At 61.4% G+C, this 17,205-nt stretch carries 12 protein-coding genes; 7 read left to right on the top strand and 5 right to left on the bottom strand.

Features of this window, described 5'->3' with window-relative positions; genetic code table 11:
• Nucleotides 1-106 precede the first annotated feature (106 nt).
• Both ACUXV1_RS14720 and rimO read left to right on the top strand, forming a co-directional pair.
• A complete protein-coding gene (locus tag ACUXV1_RS14720) occupies nucleotides 107-1,408 on the top strand; it encodes a tetratricopeptide repeat protein (protein WP_446015724.1) in 1,302 nt (433 codons plus the stop codon).
• 255 nt (nucleotides 1,409-1,663) lie between these two features.
• Nucleotides 1,664-2,989 (top strand): 30S ribosomal protein S12 methylthiotransferase RimO, encoded by a 1,326-nt coding sequence (gene rimO, locus ACUXV1_RS14715; protein ID WP_194427864.1) that lies wholly within the window; start codon nucleotides 1,664-1,666, stop codon nucleotides 2,987-2,989.
• A 59-nt stretch (nucleotides 2,990-3,048) separates the two neighbouring features.
• Here the strand turns inward: rimO and hypF are convergent, their stop codons facing one another.
• Nucleotides 3,049-5,340 (bottom strand): carbamoyltransferase HypF, encoded by a 2,292-nt coding sequence (hypF, locus tag ACUXV1_RS14710; RefSeq protein ID WP_446015723.1) that lies wholly within the window; start codon nucleotides 5,338-5,340, stop codon nucleotides 3,049-3,051.
• Nucleotides 5,341-5,708: 368 nt separating this feature from the next.
• On the opposite strand from hypF, the gene ACUXV1_RS14705 reads away from it, so the two are divergent.
• A complete protein-coding gene (locus ACUXV1_RS14705; RefSeq protein ID WP_446015722.1) occupies nucleotides 5,709-8,204 on the top strand; it encodes an EAL domain-containing protein in 2,496 nt (831 codons plus the stop codon).
• 58 nt (nucleotides 8,205-8,262) lie between these two features.
• Here ACUXV1_RS14705 and serS read toward each other — a convergent pair whose 3' ends face one another.
• Both serS and ACUXV1_RS14695 read right to left on the bottom strand, forming a co-directional pair.
• Nucleotides 8,263-9,549, bottom strand: a complete 1,287-nt coding sequence (serS, locus tag ACUXV1_RS14700; protein ID WP_043633099.1) for a serine--tRNA ligase — start codon at nucleotides 9,547-9,549, stop codon at nucleotides 8,263-8,265.
• A 26-nt stretch (nucleotides 9,550-9,575) separates the two neighbouring features.
• Entirely contained in the window at nucleotides 9,576-10,892 is a 1,317-nt protein-coding gene (locus ACUXV1_RS14695; protein ID WP_446015721.1) for a replication-associated recombination protein A, read from the bottom strand.
• A 166-nt stretch (nucleotides 10,893-11,058) separates the two neighbouring features.
• On the opposite strand from ACUXV1_RS14695, the gene ACUXV1_RS14690 reads away from it, so the two are divergent.
• From ACUXV1_RS14690 to ACUXV1_RS14675, 4 genes are all read left to right on the top strand, one after another.
• Complete coding sequence (locus ACUXV1_RS14690) at nucleotides 11,059-11,589, top strand: GNAT family N-acetyltransferase (protein WP_161524150.1); 531 nt, start codon at nucleotides 11,059-11,061, stop codon at nucleotides 11,587-11,589.
• 237 nt (nucleotides 11,590-11,826) lie between these two features.
• Nucleotides 11,827-12,459 (top strand): helix-turn-helix transcriptional regulator, encoded by a 633-nt coding sequence (locus ACUXV1_RS14685; RefSeq protein ID WP_043633106.1) that lies wholly within the window; start codon nucleotides 11,827-11,829, stop codon nucleotides 12,457-12,459.
• A 126-nt stretch (nucleotides 12,460-12,585) separates the two neighbouring features.
• A complete protein-coding gene (locus tag ACUXV1_RS14680) occupies nucleotides 12,586-13,902 on the top strand; it encodes an amino acid permease (RefSeq protein ID WP_081556688.1) in 1,317 nt (438 codons plus the stop codon).
• 66 nt (nucleotides 13,903-13,968) lie between these two features.
• On the top strand, nucleotides 13,969-15,285 hold the full coding sequence (locus ACUXV1_RS14675) for an L-cysteine desulfidase family protein (protein WP_446015720.1): 1,317 nt from the start codon (nucleotides 13,969-13,971) through the stop codon (nucleotides 15,283-15,285).
• A 604-nt stretch (nucleotides 15,286-15,889) separates the two neighbouring features.
• Here ACUXV1_RS14675 and ACUXV1_RS14670 read toward each other — a convergent pair.
• Together ACUXV1_RS14670 and ACUXV1_RS14665 are read right to left on the bottom strand one after the other, a co-directional pair.
• Complete coding sequence (locus ACUXV1_RS14670; protein ID WP_446015719.1) at nucleotides 15,890-16,642, bottom strand: PAS domain-containing protein; 753 nt, start codon at nucleotides 16,640-16,642, stop codon at nucleotides 15,890-15,892.
• Complete coding sequence (locus ACUXV1_RS14665) at nucleotides 16,602-17,135, bottom strand: WbuC family cupin fold metalloprotein (protein ID WP_446015718.1); 534 nt, start codon at nucleotides 17,133-17,135, stop codon at nucleotides 16,602-16,604. Before ACUXV1_RS14665 ends, ACUXV1_RS14670 begins: the two co-directional genes overlap by 41 nt.
• Between the last annotated feature and the right edge of the window lie 70 nt (nucleotides 17,136-17,205).

The following is a 17,205-nucleotide window of genomic DNA, read 5'->3' as shown; positions in this document are numbered from 1 at the left end:
GCGCCGTTGACGGCGTCTATTTCTCTCGAGCGGCGTTCGCCGCGTTTCGTTTTCCCCTGTTTTCATTAGATGATTCAAACCGGCTGAGCCGGCAAGGCGCCGCGACATGTCCGCCGAGGACTTGAACGCCTGCTTGCGGGAGGCGCAGCGCAGTCATTTAGAGGGGGACTGGGCGGAGGCAGAACGGCGCTACCGCTCCTGCTTGCGCGATTGGCCGGCTTGCGCCGCCGCCAAATCCTTCCTGGCTTTCCTATTGCTGCAGACTCAGCGTCCGGGGGAGGCTGAATCTTTGTTGAGCGAGGCGATTTGCTCGGAAACAGGCCATGCGGACTGGCATTTCAGCTTGGGCATGGCGCAGGCGCGACAGGGGCGCTTGGGCGACGCGCGGCGGGCTTTCGCCGCGGCTGCGGAGCTGGACGGCGGACAGCCTATGTATTGGACCAACCTGGCCGCCGCCTGCGAGCAGGGCGATGATTTAGCCGCCGCGGAACAGGCTTGCCGGCAGGCGCTGGCCGTGGACGGAGCTTGCGCCGACGCGCACTTTCTGCTGGCCGGATTGTATTTGCGCCAGGAACGCCATGCCGAGGCGCGGCGGCACAACGCGTTGGGCATCGTGGCGCGGCCCGCCGAGCATGGGCCGATTGCGCGCATCGAGGCCTACTGCGAGTTGGACCGGCGCGAAGAAGCCTTGGCGCTACTGCGCGGCTGGCTGGCGCAGGCGCCGGATGATCCGGTGGCCTTGCACCTGCTTGCCGCCTGCGGCGGCGCGGAGCCGCCGCCGCAATGTAGTCCCGAGTTCATCCGGCGGACTTTCGACGCCAACGCCGAGGCGTTTGACGCGACCCTGGCCAGCTTGCGCTACCAGGGGCCGCAGTGGCTGGCGCAATGCCTGAAGCGGTTGGGGCCGCCAACGGCCGCTCTGGAGGTCCTGGATCTGGGCTGCGGTACCGGGCTGGCCGGCGTTGCGCTGCGGCCGTACGCGCGTCGTTTGCAGGGGGTGGATATCAGCGGAGAGATGCTGGGGCGCGCCGCAGCCAAGAGCGTGTACGACGCCTTGACTCAAGGCGACATCATTGAATTCCTGGCGGAGCTGCCTCCGGCTAGCGATCTGATCTGCTGCCTGGATACCCTCAGCTATTTTGGCGATCTGGGACCGGCCTTAAACTGGATGGCGCACGCGCTCAAGCCGGGCGGCCTGTTGCTGTTCAGCATTGAGCGCGCGCTGAGGGCCTTGCCCGAAGGCCACCTGCTGCAGCCCTGCGGGCGCTATCTGCATGATCCGGACCGGGTGGAGGCGCAACTGACGGCGTGCCGGCTGCGGCTGTTGGAACGGCAAGACATGATGTTGCGGGAGGAAGCGGGGTGCCCGGTGCCCGGCGCCTTTTACTGCGCCGAACGTTTGGACTGAGCCCGCACGTTTGCGTTTTGTGAGCCAGGGCGAGACAAGGCGTTGCGCTTGACGAGGCGGTGGTGGAGGCGCCTGACTTTACTATCAAGCGAGGTCTGAAAGGGGATCGTTGCTTGCCGGCGTCCCTATCCTGCCCGGCGCGGGGCCGGCGAAAACGAATCGACAAGCCCCCGCGCTCCGAGTCCCTCGCAACGCTGCGCATCGCCTGTCAAATCGTTGTATACTCTCGCGTTTTTCTTCAGCAAGGCCATCATCATGGCAGACAAGATTCCAAGTATCGGCTTCGTGTCGCTGGGCTGCCCCAAAGCCTCTAGCGACTCCGAGCAGATCCTGACCCGCCTTCGCGCCGAAGGCTACGATATTTCCGGGAGTTACGCCGGCGCCGACCTGGTGGTGGTCAACACCTGTGGTTTTATTGATTCCGCCGTGGCGGAGTCTCTGGACGCGATCGGCGAAGCCTTGAACGAGAACGGCAAGGTCATCGTCACTGGCTGTCTGGGGGCCAAGGGCGATGTGGTGCGGGACGCGCATCCGTCGGTCTTGGCCGTGACCGGCCCGCACGCCACCGACGAGGTGATGAGCGCGGTGCATGCCCATCTGCCCAAGCCGCATGATCCCTTCGTCGACCTGGTGCCGGACATCGGCGTGCGGCTGACGCCCAAGCATTACGCGTATCTGAAGATTTCCGAAGGCTGCAATCACCGTTGCACCTTCTGCATCATTCCGTCCATGCGCGGGGATCTGGAAAGCCGGCCGATTCATGATGTGCTGCGCGAAGCGGAGAACCTGGCCAAGGCCGGGGTCAAGGAAATCCTGGTGATCTCGCAAGACACGTCGGCTTACGGGGTGGACACCAAGTATAAGCTGGGCTTCCACAATGGCCGCCCGGTGAAGACCCGGATGACCGAGCTGTGCGAGGAACTGGGCCGCCACGGCATCTGGGTGCGTTTGCACTACGTCTATCCTTATCCGCACGTGGATGAGGTGATTCCTCTGATGCGCGACGGCAAGATCCTGCCCTATCTGGACATCCCGTTCCAGCACGCCAGCCAGAAGGTGCTGAAGCTGATGAAGCGTCCGGCCAATAGCGACAATGTGCTGGCGCGTATCAAGAAGTGGCGCGAGATCTGCCCGGAGTTGGTGATTCGCTCCACCTTCATCGTCGGCTTCCCCGGCGAGACCGAGGAGGACTTCGAAGAGCTGTTGACCTTCATCCGCGAGGCGGAGCTGGACCGCGTAGGCTGTTTCACCTATTCGCCGGTGGAAGGGGCTACCGCCAACGATTTGCCGAATCCGGTGCCGGAAGAGGTGAAGGAAGCCCGCAAAGAGCGTTTCATGGCGGTGCAGGAAGAGATCAGCGCGCGTCGCCTGGAGCGCCGCGTCGGTCAGACGATGCAGGTATTGGTGGACGAGATCGACGACGAAGGCACGGCGATTTGCCGCAGCTACGCGGATGCGCCGGAGATCGACGGTCTGGTGTTCGTCGAGGATGCCGCGGACATGCGCGCGGGCGAGTTCTATTCGGTGAAGATCGTCGATTGCAGCGAGCACGATTTGTGGGGCGAGCGCTTACAGTCTTAAGACGCTGATTGGGCCGATCTTCGCGGCGCGTCGCCTTCGGGCGACGCGCCGTTTTCATTTCAGCTCCGGCGCAGCAGGCGCTGGCGGGCCACCCAGGCCTGGCCCAGGCTCAGGCCGCCGTCGTTGGGCGGCAGTTGTTCCGCTGTCAGCGCGCGCAGGCCGGCCTGTTCCAGCCGCGGCAGGAGTTGCGCCATCAGTTGGCGATTGCCGCAGCAGCCGCCGGCCAGCGCCACGATGCGGGTGCCGGTGGTGCGCGCCGCCTTGATGGCCCAGTCCGCCAGCGCGGCGGCCAGCGTGGCGTGCCACAGGCTGGCGATGGCTCGGTCGTCGTCCAGTTGGCACAGATGGCGCGCCAGCGGCGTCAGGTCCAGCAGATTGGCCTGGGTACGCCAGCCGCCGGCCAGCGGTTCGGCGGGCTCGGCCTGGGCTTCCAGCCTTTGCGCCGCTTCGCTCTCGAAGGTTTCCACCCCGCATTGGCGGGTCAGGCCGGCGACGGCGCCGAACCAGCGGCCCAAGCTGGTGCTGTCCTGGCAGTCTCGGCGGATAGAGAGCTGTTTCTCCAATTGTTGGGCGCCAGGCTGGGCCGCCAGCCGCGGCGGCAGCGGTCCCAGTTCCAGGGTTTGCCATAAGGCCACGGCCAGTTTCCAGGGCGGTAGCCGGCTGCGTCCCACGCCGGGCAGCGGCAACGGCGAGATGTGGCCGATGCGTTCGCAGCTGTCGCCGTCCACTAGCATCATTTCACCGCCCCAGGCGCCGTTGTTGTGACCCAGGCCATAGCCATCCAGCGCCAAGCCCAAAGCCGGTTCCGCCACGCCGTGTTCGGCCAGCACCGCGCCCAGGTGGGCATGGTGGTGCTGAACCCGGATCAGCGGCACTTCCCATTGCTTGGACAGGTGTTCGGCCAGCATGCTGGAGTAGGTGCCGGTTTCCAGATCGCAAGCCACTGCCTGCGGAGCGACGCCGGTGAGGTCGAGCAAGTGGTCGGCCGCTTGTTGCAGCGCCTCGCAGGTCAGAGGGTGGTTGAGCGCGCCGATGTATTGCGACACGAAGGCGTCCTTGCCGCGCAGCACGGTGGCGGTGGCCTTCATATAGGCGCCCAGCGCCAGTACCGGCGGGCCGTCCAGCGTCAACGGCACCGGGTCCGGCACAAAGCCGCGAGCGCGGCGGAACAGCAGCGGCCGCCGCCGCTCCAGCGACACCACGCTGTCGTCGCAACGAGTGACGATGGCGCGGTTATGCAGCAGAAAGACGTCGGCTACCTGGTTCAGCCGTTCGCGGGCCTCTTGGTTGCCGGTGACGATGGGCTCGCCGGACAAGTTGGCGCTGCTCATCACCCATAGCCGCGAGCAGGGCTGGCGCAGCCAACTGGTCCCGGGCGGGCGGCCCAGCGCTTCGTGGAACAGCAGCCATTGAAGCGGAGTGTAGGGCAGCATCACGCCCAGAGCCGACAGACCGGGTGCAATGTCCGGCAGCAGTTGGTCGGCTTCGGGTTTTTTGTTCAGCAGCACGATGGGGCGTTCCGGGCGTTGCAGCCAGGCGGCCTCTTCTTCGCTGACATGGCAGAGCGCGCGGATGGATTCCACGTTCAGCGCCATGATGGCCAGCGGTTTGCCGGGCCGGTGTTTGAGCCGGCGCAGCCGCGCCACCGCCGCCGGGCTGGCCGCGTCGCAGACCAGATGGAAGCCGCCCAAACCTTTCATCGCTATGCTGCGGCCCATATTGAGGATTTGCACCGCGCCCACGATGGGGTCGCCGTTCAGGCTCTGGCCAAAGCGGTCGGTCAGTTGCAGCTTGGGGCCGCACACTGGGCAGGCGGTGGGTTCGGCGTGAAAGCGGCGGCTGTTCGGGTCAAGGTATTCTTGGCGGCAGACCGGACACAGCGGAAAGGCCAGCATGCTGGTGTTGGCGCGGTCGTAGGGTAGCCGGTGGGTGACGGTGTAGCGCGGCCCGCAATCGGTGCAGTTGATGAAGGGAAAGCGGTAGCGGCGGTCGCCGGGGGTGAACAGTTCCTCCACGCAACGCGGACAGGTGGCTACGTCGGCCGGCAGCCGGGCGTGGGTGACCGCGCCGCTGCTTTCTTCTATTTGAAAGCGTTGTTCGGCATCGCGCAGCGGAATATCGCGCTCCTGCAGCGCGTCGATGTGCGCCAGCGGCGGCAGGCGGGTTCGCAGCGCCTGGCGGAAGGCGCTCAGCGCCTGCGGCTCGCCTTGCAGTTCCAGCGTGACGCCTTCGCCGCTGTTTCGGACAAAGCCGGTGAGGCCGCACTCGCTGGCCGTGCGCCAGATGAAAGGGCGGAAGCCGACGCCTTGTACCCGGCCTTGAACCGATAGGTGGATGCGTTGTTGGCTCATGGTGCTTGTGTCGCTGTATGGGTGGTTGGGCTGACCATGCGCATTGCCGCCGTTCCAAAACGTGATTTTGCTGCGCTGCGCAATACCTTTGTCATTTCCATGGCGAGTTTAAATTCGCCGATTCTGTTGTCAGCCTAGCAGCCGGGCTCCGCATCACGCCTTGTTCTAGATCATGTATATGAGTATTTGACGATTTACTGAATGCAAAAGGAATGCTCCCTGCGGAGAAGCCGGCGGGCTTGAGGAGTAACAAGAAGCCTCGATGCCGCTATGGAGCGGGGCTGTTGCAATCCGACTACATGACGGCGATTTGCATCGTTATAATGCCATTTGGAATTTTTCCGTGAATAGCCCGGGTTGGATTGTTAATGTATTGCTTAAAACAGTGTATAAAAGAAATCTCTACCCCGGATATCCTGGCGTGCGCGGCGGATACGTCGCTGGCGGAGGCGGCGCGGCGCATGTTGCTGGCGGGCTGTGGTTCCATCGTGGTGCAGGACGGGGCGGGACGGCCGTTGGGGATTTGGACCGAAGCCGACGCGTTGGCGCTGGACCGGTTGGATGGCGTGGTTGGCATGAGGCCGGTGGGCGGCGCGATGAGCACGCCCTTGGTGGTACTGCCGCACGATCTGCCGGTGAGCGAGGCGGTGGCCCTGTTCCGCCAGCGCGGCATCCGTCATGCGCTGGTGGAGCAGGCCGGCAAGATGTGCGGCGTGGTGTCGCTGACCGATATCGTGTTGAGCCAGGGCAGCGAATCCTTTCTAAGCGTGCGGCGGGTGGTGGCGGACCGCGCCGCGCCCTTATGTTTGCTGGGCGCTCAGGGCTCGCCTGAAGAGGCGCTGGCCTTGATGCGGCGTCACGGCGCCACGGCTTTGGCTGTCAGTTTCGATAACGGGGACTACGGCATCCTGACCCTGCGTGATCTGTTGCGGCTGTTGGCCGAGGGACGAGCGCCGGCGACGCTGGCCGAAGCCTGCTCCTGGCCGCTGCTGGGCGTGCGCGAGGGCAGCAGCCTGTTGCAGGCCAGGCAGTTGATCCTGCAGCACAAGATTCGGCACCTGGCGGTGTACGACGTCGATGGAACGCTGCTGCAGTTGCTGGGGTTCCGCGACATTATCCAGATGGTGGAGCAGGAGTTTTTGCAGGAATTGCATTCCGCCTTGCGCGAGCGCGACGACGCGCTGCTGCATTCTCGGCGCAGCCTGTTGTTGGCGGACAAGGTGTTCGAGTCAACGCTGGAGGGCATCTTGATTACCGACGGCAACGGGGTGATCCAGATGGTGAACCCGGCGTTCAGCCGCATCACTGGTTACAGCAGCCAGGAGGCCCTGGGCCGCACGCCCGCCTTGCTCAAATCCGGCCGGCAGCCGGCGGACTTTTATCAGAAGCTGTGGCAAAGCTTGAAAGAGAGCGGGGTCTGGCAGGGCGAGGTGGTCAACCGCCGCAAGGGCGGCCTGTTGTACACCGAGCATCTGAGCATTACCGCCATCCGCGACGCGGACGGAGAATGCCTGCATTACGTGGCGGTGTTTTCCGACATCACCCAGCGCAAGCAGTCCGAGGAGCGGCTGCACTTTCTGGCCAATCACGACGCCTTGACCGGCTTGCCCAACCGGACCCTGTTCCTGGAGCGGCTGCAAGAGGCGATAGAGCGGGCGCAGCCGACGCGGGCACAGTTCGCGCTGCTGTTCGTCGACCTGGACCGCTTCAAGCTGGTCAACGACACGCTGGGACATCATGCCGGCGACGAATTGCTGGTGCGTATCGCCTCGGTGTTGCTGCAGTATGCGCCGCCGCACTCCACCGTGGCCAGGTTGTCAGGGGACGAGTTCATCCTGTTGCTTCCGGCGGTGGAGCGTGTGACCCAGGTGGCGGCGCTGGCGCAGCAGTTGCTGGACGGCGTGACCGAACAGTCCGGCCTGACAGGCCACGAGCTGTTCATCTCCGCCAGCATTGGCATCAGCATGTATCCGGAGGACGGAGTCAGCGCGGATGCTTTGTTGGTGAACGCGGATTCCGCGATGTACCAAGCCAAAGAGCGCGGCAAGAACAATTTTCAGTTCTACACCTCGGACATGAACGCGCGGGCTATGGAGCGGCTGAAACTGGAGTACAGCCTGCACCGCGCGCTGGCGCAGGAAGAGCTGGAAGTGTGGTATCAGCCCAAGGTGGAACTGGCCACGCAGCGGGTGGTGGGGGCGGAGGCTTTGCTGCGCTGGCGCCATCCCGAGCTGGGGCTGATGGCGCCAGCCAAGTTTATCCCGATCGCCGAGGACGGCTCGTTGATGGTGCCGATAGGCGAGTGGGTGCTGGACACCGCTTGCCGAGACTGGGCTCAGTGGCATGCGATGGGACTGGAGCCTGGCCGCATCGCGGTCAATGTGTCCGGCCGCCAGCTCAAGTACGGCAGCTTCGCCGACACGGTGGCGCGCACGTTGCGCCGGCATGGCCTGGATAGCGGCGAGTTGGAGCTGGAGATTACCGAAAGCGTGGCGATGGACGAGGATAGCGGCATGGTGGAGGCTTTGCAGCGCTTGCGCGAGTTGGGCGTTTATCTGTCCATCGACGATTTCGGCACCGGCTATTCCTCGCTGTCCTATTTGAAGCGGCTGCCGGTCAAGGGCTTGAAGATCGATCGTTCCTTTATCATGGACCTGCACCATGACGGCGACGACGCCGCCATCACCAGCGCCATCATTTCGATAGGCCGCAGTCTGGGGTTGGAACTGGTGGCCGAGGGCGTGGAACTGGAGTCGCAGCGTGATTTCCTGCTGCGGCAGGGCTGCCGGCTGGGCCAGGGCTATCTATTCAGCAAGCCGTTGCCGCGAGCCGAGTTCGAGGCGCTGCTGGCGGCGCGGATGTGAAAAACGGCGCCCGCGATGGGCGCCGTTGTCTTGTGTCGGTCTTAAGCCAGGCTTGAGTTTAACCGCCGATTTTGTCGCGGCCGCCAAAGTAAGGCCGCAGCACCGCCGGGATGGTCACGCTGCCATCGGCGTTCTGGTAGTTTTCCAGCACCGCCACCAGAGTGCGTCCCACCGCCAGACCGGAGCCGTTCAGCGTGTGCACCAGCTGGTTCTTGCCGCTTTCGTCCTTGTAGCGCGCCATCATGCGGCGTGCCTGGAAGGCCTCGCAGTTGGAGCAACTGGAGATTTCGCGATAGGTGTTCTGCGCCGGTAGCCAGACTTCCAGATCGTAGGTCTTGGCGGCGCCGAAGCCCATGTCGCCGGTGCACAGCGTGATCACGCGGTAGGGCAGTTCCAGCGCCTTGAGGATGTTCTCGGCGTGGCCGACCATTTCCTCCAGCGCGGCGTAGGAGTCTTCCGGCTTCTCGATGCGCACCATTTCCACCTTGTCGAACTGGTGCTGGCGGATCATGCCGCGGGTGTCGCGGCCGTAGCTGCCGGCTTCGGAACGGAAGCAGGGCGAATGCGCGGTCAGTTTCAGCGGCAGTTCCTCAGCCTTGAGGATGCTGTTGCTGACGGTGTTGGTCAGCGTGATTTCCGAGGTGGAGATCAGGTACTGGTCCACATTGCCTTCTTCGCCGCCCTTGGTCACCTTGAACATGTCCTCGGCGAACTTGGGTAGCTGGCCGGTGCCCAGCAGCGCGCTGTCGTTGACGATGTAGGGGGTGTAGTGCTCAACGTAGCCGTGATCGCCGGTATGGGTGTTCAGCATGAACTGGGCGATGGCGCGGTGCAGCCGGGCGATGTCGCCCTTGAGCACGGTGAAACGCGCGCCGGACAGCTTGGCGCCGGTGTCGAAGTCCAGGCCCAGCGGCGCGCCCACGTCGACGTGGTCTTTGACCTCGAAGTCGAACTGGCGCGGCACGCCCACGCGGCGCACTTCCACATTGTCGTTTTCGTCCTTGCCCGTCGGCACCGATTCGTGCGGCAGGTTGGGGATGGACATCAGCCAGGCGTCCAACTGCTTTTGCACCGCGTCGAAGCCTTGTTCGGCGGCTTTCAATTCATCGCCCAGCGTCGCCACTTCGGCCAGGATGGCTGACACGTCTTCGCCCTTGCCCTTGGCCACGCCGATCTGCTTGGAGGAGGCGTTGCGCTTGGCTTGCAGTTCCTGCATGCGGGTTTGCAGGGATTTGCGTTCGGACTCCAGCTGATTGAAGGCTGCGGTGTCCAGGGTATAGCCGCGGCCGGCCAGACGGGCGGCGACGGCTTCGATGTCGTTGCGAAGCAGATTGATGTCGAGCATGGTTAGGTTGGTCCTGTTTCTTTCACTTATTCGGAGTCTTGCCGGGCGTCGTCGTCTAGCTGACGCAGGAAATCCAGCTTGTCCCGTATTTTGCTTTCCAGTCCGCGCGGAGTCGGCTGATACCAGCGCATGTCCTCTATTCCTTCCGGCAGATAGGTCTCGCCGGCGGCGTAGGCATGGGGTTCGTCGTGGGCGTAGCGGTATTCGTGGCCATAGCCCAACTCTTTCATCAGCCGAGTGGGCGCATTGCGCAAGTGTACCGGCACCGGCCGGGATTTGTCCTGTTTGATGAAGGCGCGGGCCTCATTATACGCCTTGTAGCCGGCGTTGCTCTTGGCGGCCACGGCCAAATACAGCGCGGCTTGAGCCAGCGCAAGTTCGCCTTCCGGGCTGCCCAGCCGTTCATAGGTGGTGGCGGCGTCGTTGGCGATCTGCATCGCGCGCGGGTCGGCCAGGCCGATATCCTCCCAGGCCATGCGCACCAGCCGGCGCGCCAGGTAGCGCGCGTCGGCGCCGCCGTCCAGCATCCGCGTCAGCCAGTACAGCGCCGCGTCCGGATTGGAGCCGCGCACCGATTTGTGCAGCGCGGAGATCTGGTCGTAGAAATCGTCTCCGCCCTTGTCGAAGCGACGCGCGTTGACGGTCAGCACCTCGGACAGAAAGTCGCGGTCTATCTGGCCGGTCTTGCGGGCGTAGGCGGCGGTGCGGGTCTGCTCCAGCAGGTTGAGGAAGCGGCGGGCGTCGCCGTCGGCGTAGCCGGTCAGCGTATTGATGGCGGCATCGTCGAAGCTCAGCCCCTCCAGCGCGCCGTTGGCGGCGGCCCGTTCGAACAACTGGCGCAGTTCTTCTTCGTCCAGGCTGTTCAGCACATAGACCTGGGCGCGCGACAGCAGCGCGGAGTTGACTTCGAAGGAGGGGTTTTCCGTGGTGGCGCCGATGAAGGTGAGCAGGCCGGATTCGACAAAGGGCAGGAAGGCGTCCTGCTGGCTCTTGTTGAAGCGGTGCACTTCGTCGACGAACAGAATGGTGTGGCGGCCGGAGCGCTGCAGCGCGGCGTGCGCGCGCTCCACCGCCTCGCGGATGTCCTTGACGCCGGAGAACACTGCCGACAGCGGGATGAATTCGGCGTCGAAACTGGCGGCGAGAATGCGCGCCAGCGTGGTCTTGCCGACGCCGGGCGGGCCCCACAGAATCATCGAGTGCGGGGTGCGCGCCTCCACGGCCAGCCGCAGCGGTTTGCCAGGGCCGATCAAGTGCCGTTGGCCGATCACCTCGTCGAGGCGGCCGGGACGTAGCGCTTCGGCCAGCGGTTTTTTCGGTTCATGGGCAAACAGATCGTTCATGGCGGGGTTCTGCGGCGGGGGAAATCAAAGCGACAGTATATCAGCTGAGCCGCTGGGCGCGCCTACCGCGCGGATTTGTTGCAGCGCAAAAAATATGGCGTTGACGGATGATTGCTGGCAGATTGTTTCCATTGTCATGATATTGCAAACGGCTTGGGAGGCAGAAATGCAAGCAGTGGATACCGGCCGCATGATTTTGCGGCCTTTCAAGGAGGATGATCTGGACGCCTTTTACCGGCTTGGTACCGTGGCCGAGGCCATCCGCTATGTCGGCAACACGCCTTTTGGCTCGCCCGAGCAAGCTTTGCAGGCAATGCGCGACGGCCCGCTAGCGGATTATGAGCGGCATGGTTTTGGCCGAGTGGCCTGCGTGTGGAAGGATAGCGGCGAAGTAATAGGCTTCAGTGGCCTGAAATACATGGCGGCGGTGGACGCGGTGGAATTGGGCTATCGCTTTCTGCCGGAGTACTGGGGTTTGGGCCTGGCCACCGAGTCCGGTCGCGCCTGTCTGCGCCTAGCGCGGGATGTTTACGCGCTGGACCGGCTGGTGGGCTTGGTGCATCCGGACAATGCCGGCTCCGCGCGCGTGTTGAGCAAGCTGGGCTTCGCGGTGGAGGGGCAGGTGCGTTTGGACTTCATTCCGGACACGCCGGTGGATTTGTTCGCCAGAGGGTTGTCGGCGGATGAGGCTTTGTAATGTGTAAAGAGGGAAGCGCCTTGACCTAGCTGTCCGGCGTTCAACTCCGCCTGGCCTGACGGCTGTCACTCTATTGTGTAACCCGCTCTTTTGGCGGGTTTTTTCATGGAGCGCCGCGTTGGCGACGGGCGGCGGCCTGAACGGGTTTGACGCGCGTCAAATGCGCTCGTGGTTGCGCATGACATGGATGAGTGGTGATGCATAGAATCTCAACGTGATAATTTTTTTGTCATCGCCATGAAACTGCAACTTGACGCGGAAGTGCTCGCCGATTTCGTGTCGGCCCTGTTGGGGCCGGACAGCGAAGTGGCTGTGCACGATCTATCCGATCCCAGCGCCTCGCTCAAAATCATCCGCAATGGGCATGTGTCCGGCCGCAGCGTCGGCGCTCCGGCCACCGACCTCGCCTTGAGCATGGCGCGGGAGTGCTCCGTCAAGGGGGGCGAGAACTATCGGCTGAACTACCGCAGCAAGACCCGAGGCGGAGTGTCGCTGCGTTCGTCCACCCTGGTGATCAAGGACGAGACCGGCCGCGTGCAGGCCATGCTCTGCGTCAACTCCGACGACAGCCGCTACAAGCGCGCGCTGGAGGCGGTGCAGGCTCTGCTGCCGGCAGAACTGTCTCACGACTCGCATCAGGAAACCTTGTCGCTAGGCATTGATGATGTTGGCGTGGGGATTATGCAGGGCGTGCTGGAGCAATACGCGATTGATCCGACGCGCTTGTCCGGCGATGAAAAACTGGAGGTGATCAGGGAGCTGAATCAGCGGGGCTTGTTCTCTATCCGCGGATTCGTCGGCAAGGCTTCGCAGGCGTTGGAAATCTCCGAACCCACTCTTTACCGCTATCTGAAGCAGTGTCGCGACTGAGGGCTTCCGATACGCATCCGAGAATCCCTTCACGCGCTGTTGGCGCAGCGCGGCGGGGAAACCCAAGCATCCGGTTGGCGCCGGAGGGCTTGAGACAGCAGATGAACCACTAAAGGAACAACGAGTATGGACATCACCCAAGTGGGCGTCAAGCCCAGGGCAAGCGCTGCCGAGCGCGCGGGCATGAGCGAAGCGGAGTGGCGGGAGGCGGTGCGTTTCGACGCTACCGACCGAGGTTGGGTCGTGATGAGCATCGGCATGGCGATAGGCGCCGGCATTGTTTTTCTGCCGGTCCAGGTGGGGTTGATGGGGCTGTGGGTGTTCTTGCTCTCCTCCGTTATCGGTTATCCGGCGATGTATTTGTTCCAGCGTCTGTTCATCAACACCTTGGCGGAGTCGCCGGAGTGCAAGGATTACCCCAGCGTGATCAGCGGCTATCTGGGCAAGAACTGGGGCATTCTGCTGGGGGCGCTCTACTTCATCATGCTGGTGATCTGGGTTTTTGTGTATTCAACCGCCATCACTAACGACAGCGCCTCCTTTCTGCACAGCTTCGGCGTGACCGAGACGCTGCTGTCCGCCAATCCCTTCTATGGCCTGGGGCTGATCTGCCTGCTGGTGGCGCTGGCTTCCCGTGGCGAGCAATTGCTGTTCAAGATTTCCACCGGCATGGTGCTGACCAAGCTGGGCGTGGTGGCGGTGCTGGGTCTGGCCATGGTTTCGGAATGGCGAATGGTCAATGTGGGCGCTTTCCCCTCGCTGGGCAGCCTGATCAAGGACGCCATCGTCATGCTGCCGTTCACGCTGACCTCCATCCTGTTCATTCAAAGCCTGAGCCCGATGGTGATTTCCTACCGCGCGCGGGAAAAGTCGCGGAAAGTGGCGCAGTACAAGGCAATGCGGGCGATGAACATCGCCTTCGGCATCCTCTTCGTTACCGTCTTTTTCTACGCGGTGTCCTTTACCTTGGCGATGGGGCACGAACAGGCGGTCAAGGCCTCGCATGAAAACATTTCCGCTTTGGCCATGGTAGCCAGCAGCATGCCGGGCGATATGGTGAAGCTGTTCAGCCTGATCCTGAATATTTTTGCGGTGATGACCGCGTATTTTGGCGTTTATCTGGGCTTCCGCGAGGCCTGCCAGGGCCTGGCGATGAATCTGCTGCGCCGGGTAATGCCGGAGGAGCGTATCCGGCCCGAGTGGGTGGCCAAGGGCATCATGGTGTTCACCGTCTTGCTGTCCTGGGGCGCCATCGTGCTGAACGCGCCGGTGCTGAGCTTCACTTCGATCTGCAGCCCGGTTTTTGGCTTGGTGGGCTGTTTGATCCCGGCCTATCTGGTTTACCAAGTGCCCTTCCTGCACAAATACAAGGGCGCCGCGCTCAAGATCATCATCGCCACCGGCCTGTTGCTCTGCGTGTCGCCGTTCCTGGCTTTCTCCTGATTTTCGCCGCCGGCCCGCCTTGTGGGCGGCGGCAAGGCATTTACTTGATTTGAAAGCGTAATCACTATGTGTACACCAACTCTCAACACCGATCTGTGGCCGAAGTTCGTCAAGGCGGCGCGCGCGGAAGTGGCGCCGGCGCTGGGTTGCACCGAGCCGATTTCATTGGCCCTGGCCTGTGCCATCGCCGCCAAGACGCTGGGCCGCGCGCCAGAGCGCATCGAAGCGCGGGTTTCGCCCAATCTGATGAAGAACGGCATGGGCGTGACGGTGCCGGGCACTGGCGCGGTGGGCCTGCAGATCGCCGCCGCGGTGGGCGCGCTAGGAGGCGACCCGGACGGCAAGCTAGAAGTGCTCAAGGGTTTGAGCGGCGAAGTGGTGGATGCCGCCAAACGCATGCTCGCGGAGCAGCGCGTGACGCTGAGCATCGCGGACGTGCCGAATATCCTGTATTCGGAAGCCCAAGTGTTCGCCGGCGACGAGACGGCACGGGTCTGCATCGCGGACTCTCACACTAATGTGGTGCTGATCGAGCGCAATGGCGCGGCGGTGTTCCGCGCCGAACTCGAGAGCTCCGGCCAGGCCGGCGCCGCATACGACTTTTCCGACGCGACGGCGCGGGATGTTTACGACTTCGCCACCCAGGCTCCGCTGGAAATGATGGATTTCATCCACGAGGCGGCCACGCTGAACGAGGCGCTGTCGCGAGCGGGCATGGGGGGGCAGTTTGGCCTGCACATTGGCGCAACCCTGCACAAGCAGGTGAGCGCCGGTTTGCTGTCGGACAATCTGTTGACCCGCATCCTCACCCGCACCACCGCGGCGTCCGACGCCCGCATGGGAGGCGCCACCCTGCCGGCGATGAGCAACTCCGGCTCCGGAAATCAGGGCATTGCCGCTACCATGCCGGTGGTGGTGGTGGCCGAGCATGTCGGCGCCGATCGCGAGGGGCTGACGCGGGCGCTGATGCTGTCGCACTTGATGGCCATTTATATTCACGCCCGGCTGCCCAAGCTGTCCGCGCTGTGCGCGGTCACCACCGCGTCCATGGGCGCGGCGGCGGGGATGGCCCAGTTGCTGGGCGGCGGCTACGCGGTGGCGGGCATGGCCATTTCCAGCATGATAGGCGACTTGGCCGGCATGATTTGCGACGGCGCGTCCAATAGCTGCGCGATGAAGGTGTCCACTTCGGCGGGGTCTGCTTACAAGGCGGTACTGATGGCGCTGGACGGCGTGTGCGTGGCGGGCAGCGACGGCATTGTGGAATGCGAGCTGGACGCCTCCATCGCCAACCTGGGCAAGCTGGCCAGCCAGGGCATGGTGCAGACTGATGCGCAGATTCTGAAAATCATGATGGACAAGCAAACCGCCGCCAGCGCTTGATCCCATCGCGCTAAATCCAACGCCCTCGACGCGTCTGCGTCTTCGAGGGCGTTTTTCATGGCGTGCGCTTGTGATCCCGGGAGCGTGCTTGCGAGCTAAGGCTCAAGCGGCTGGGAAAGCAGAGTGTACATACGAAGCATGAGCATGCTGAGCTTGTTTTAACGACGCATCGCCGAAGCGCAGCAGGTTTTCAACAGGCCCTGAGGAAAAGTGTGGAGCGTGGGCGGGACAAAGATAATGCAAGATAAACGGAAAACAGCGTGTTGAGCCGAGCCGCTTTGCTATGGCGGGAGGACGCTTGGCCCAAGCGTTTTGGAGAGGTATGGCTGCAATCAGGGTTGGTGCGAAAGGAGAGACTTGAACTCGTCCTGGTCGACATGAATGTGTAAAAATTCCGATTTGATCTGACAGTCAGGTGCCATCAAAGCGGGAGAATTTCAGATCGGGTCCGAGCTTCTAAAATTCAGATTGGCTAGGGCAGGTTTTTGCGTCGTGTCAGGAAGATGGTATCGACTATTTTATCCTGCTGGCATTGCTTTCAATGGTTGTTCTCATTGATTGGTAAGGTTCTGGTTTTCTTGAGGATGACTTATTCAGATCATTTTTAACTAGGCATGCGCAGAGGGATGAGACTGTATGCGGCTGCTCGCTCTAATAGCTGACTTGTCGTGTTTACATCGAACTTTACATAAAGCCTATCGCTAATGGCTGTTTGCACCGCACGAATTGAAATGTCTTTGCCATGAATCGTTGATAATATTTTTGCGATCTCTTTTGGGGATTTGTAGATGGATAGATAGTAAATTATCTCCTGCTCTCTATTGCTTAGACTTATTTGTATTCTACTTTTTTTGCTATCGCCGTGATTTATGCCTAGACGCTGGTTTAGGATGGATAGTTTAGTGTGCTGTGCATCATTCATGAACTTGTCAACTAAGTTGGCAAGTTGTAAATGTAGTTTATCAACGCTGCGTTCACGCTCTATCTCTTGCAGCCTTCTTTCAATGGTGACGTCTTTACAAAATCCGACCAATCCCACGGTCTTGCCATCTTGTATGATTGGGTGCTTAATGGTTTCTGACCAAATGGAGTCGCCATTTCCAGAAGGTATTTGTTCGAGTCTAGTGACAGTCTGTCCCGTCTCTAAAACAAGCCTATCATCTTTTTCAAAGAGTTCCCAATTGTGTGCCCAAGGCAGATCTATATCTCGTTTTTTGATAAGGGTGTCTATATCCTCGACTTCAACCATATCAAGAAATTTTTGATTGCACCCCATGAAGAATCGTTCCGCATTCTTCCAGAAAGTTGGGACGGGACTATAGTTTATTATCTGAAAATAATTTTCGCTCTTGTTCATACTGTTTTCCAATATCAGCTTCTTTCAGCCAAGTGGTAAAGTTTTTTACCTCGTGTTCGCCTTCGTCAGGCGCCCAGTCGGCAAATGTACGATCTATTTCTGGCCGCCCATAAGTAAAGCTACAGTTCCGTATCTCAAGATATGCACAGTCGGATAAAGGGACATAGCTGTGATACAAATTTTGCGGTATCTCAATTACGCGGTTGCAGTACTGACTTATCTCAACCTTGTTCAGTATTTTGCCTGCATCATCAAAAATGATAACAAGCATTTCTCCAGATATCCAAGTTAACAGCTCCCATTGATTATCACTTTCATGCTTGTGCGGCTTGATGTAAGAGTCCGACGCCATGCAGTTCACGAAGCGTTGAGGGATCTCATCGTAGCTGCTATGGATGAGGATTGGCGTGCGTTTTCGTGGGGCGTTTCTGCTCTCTTCAATAACAGCTTCTATGCAGTCGTTGCTAATAAGCTTAGATGTGATTGGCTGCATTTGAATTGTTCTTTCTTGAACTATTTGTAAAATGTGTTAACTTTAGCATGTTTTTTTGCCGTCGTGAACA

It is taken from the genome of Chromobacterium sp. W521, from assembly GCF_052805975.1.
This window is presented reverse-complemented; position numbering and strand designations above follow the sequence as displayed.

Bases quoted from the DNA above. Each gene is read 5' to 3' on its own strand.
- ACUXV1_RS14720 (WP_446015724.1), top strand. From the start codon at position 107: ATGTCCGCCGAGGACTTGAACGCCTGCTTGCGGGAGGCGCAGCGCAGT.
- rimO (WP_194427864.1), top strand. From the start codon at position 1,664: ATGGCAGACAAGATTCCAAGTATCGGCTTCGTGTCGCTGGGCTGCCCC.
- hypF (WP_446015723.1), bottom strand. From the start codon at position 5,340: ATGAGCCAACAACGCATCCACCTATCGGTTCAAGGCCGGGTACAAGGC.
- ACUXV1_RS14705 (WP_446015722.1), top strand. From the start codon at position 5,709: ATGTATTGCTTAAAACAGTGTATAAAAGAAATCTCTACCCCGGATATC.
- serS (WP_043633099.1), bottom strand. From the start codon at position 9,549: ATGCTCGACATCAATCTGCTTCGCAACGACATCGAAGCCGTCGCCGCC.
- ACUXV1_RS14695 (WP_446015721.1), bottom strand. From the start codon at position 10,892: ATGAACGATCTGTTTGCCCATGAACCGAAAAAACCGCTGGCCGAAGCG.
- ACUXV1_RS14690 (WP_161524150.1), top strand. From the start codon at position 11,059: ATGCAAGCAGTGGATACCGGCCGCATGATTTTGCGGCCTTTCAAGGAG.
- ACUXV1_RS14685 (WP_043633106.1), top strand. From the start codon at position 11,827: ATGAAACTGCAACTTGACGCGGAAGTGCTCGCCGATTTCGTGTCGGCC.
- ACUXV1_RS14680 (WP_081556688.1), top strand. From the start codon at position 12,586: ATGGACATCACCCAAGTGGGCGTCAAGCCCAGGGCAAGCGCTGCCGAG.
- ACUXV1_RS14675 (WP_446015720.1), top strand. From the start codon at position 13,969: ATGTGTACACCAACTCTCAACACCGATCTGTGGCCGAAGTTCGTCAAG.
- ACUXV1_RS14670 (WP_446015719.1), bottom strand. From the start codon at position 16,642: ATGAACAAGAGCGAAAATTATTTTCAGATAATAAACTATAGTCCCGTC.
- ACUXV1_RS14665 (WP_446015718.1), bottom strand. From the start codon at position 17,135: ATGCAGCCAATCACATCTAAGCTTATTAGCAACGACTGCATAGAAGCT.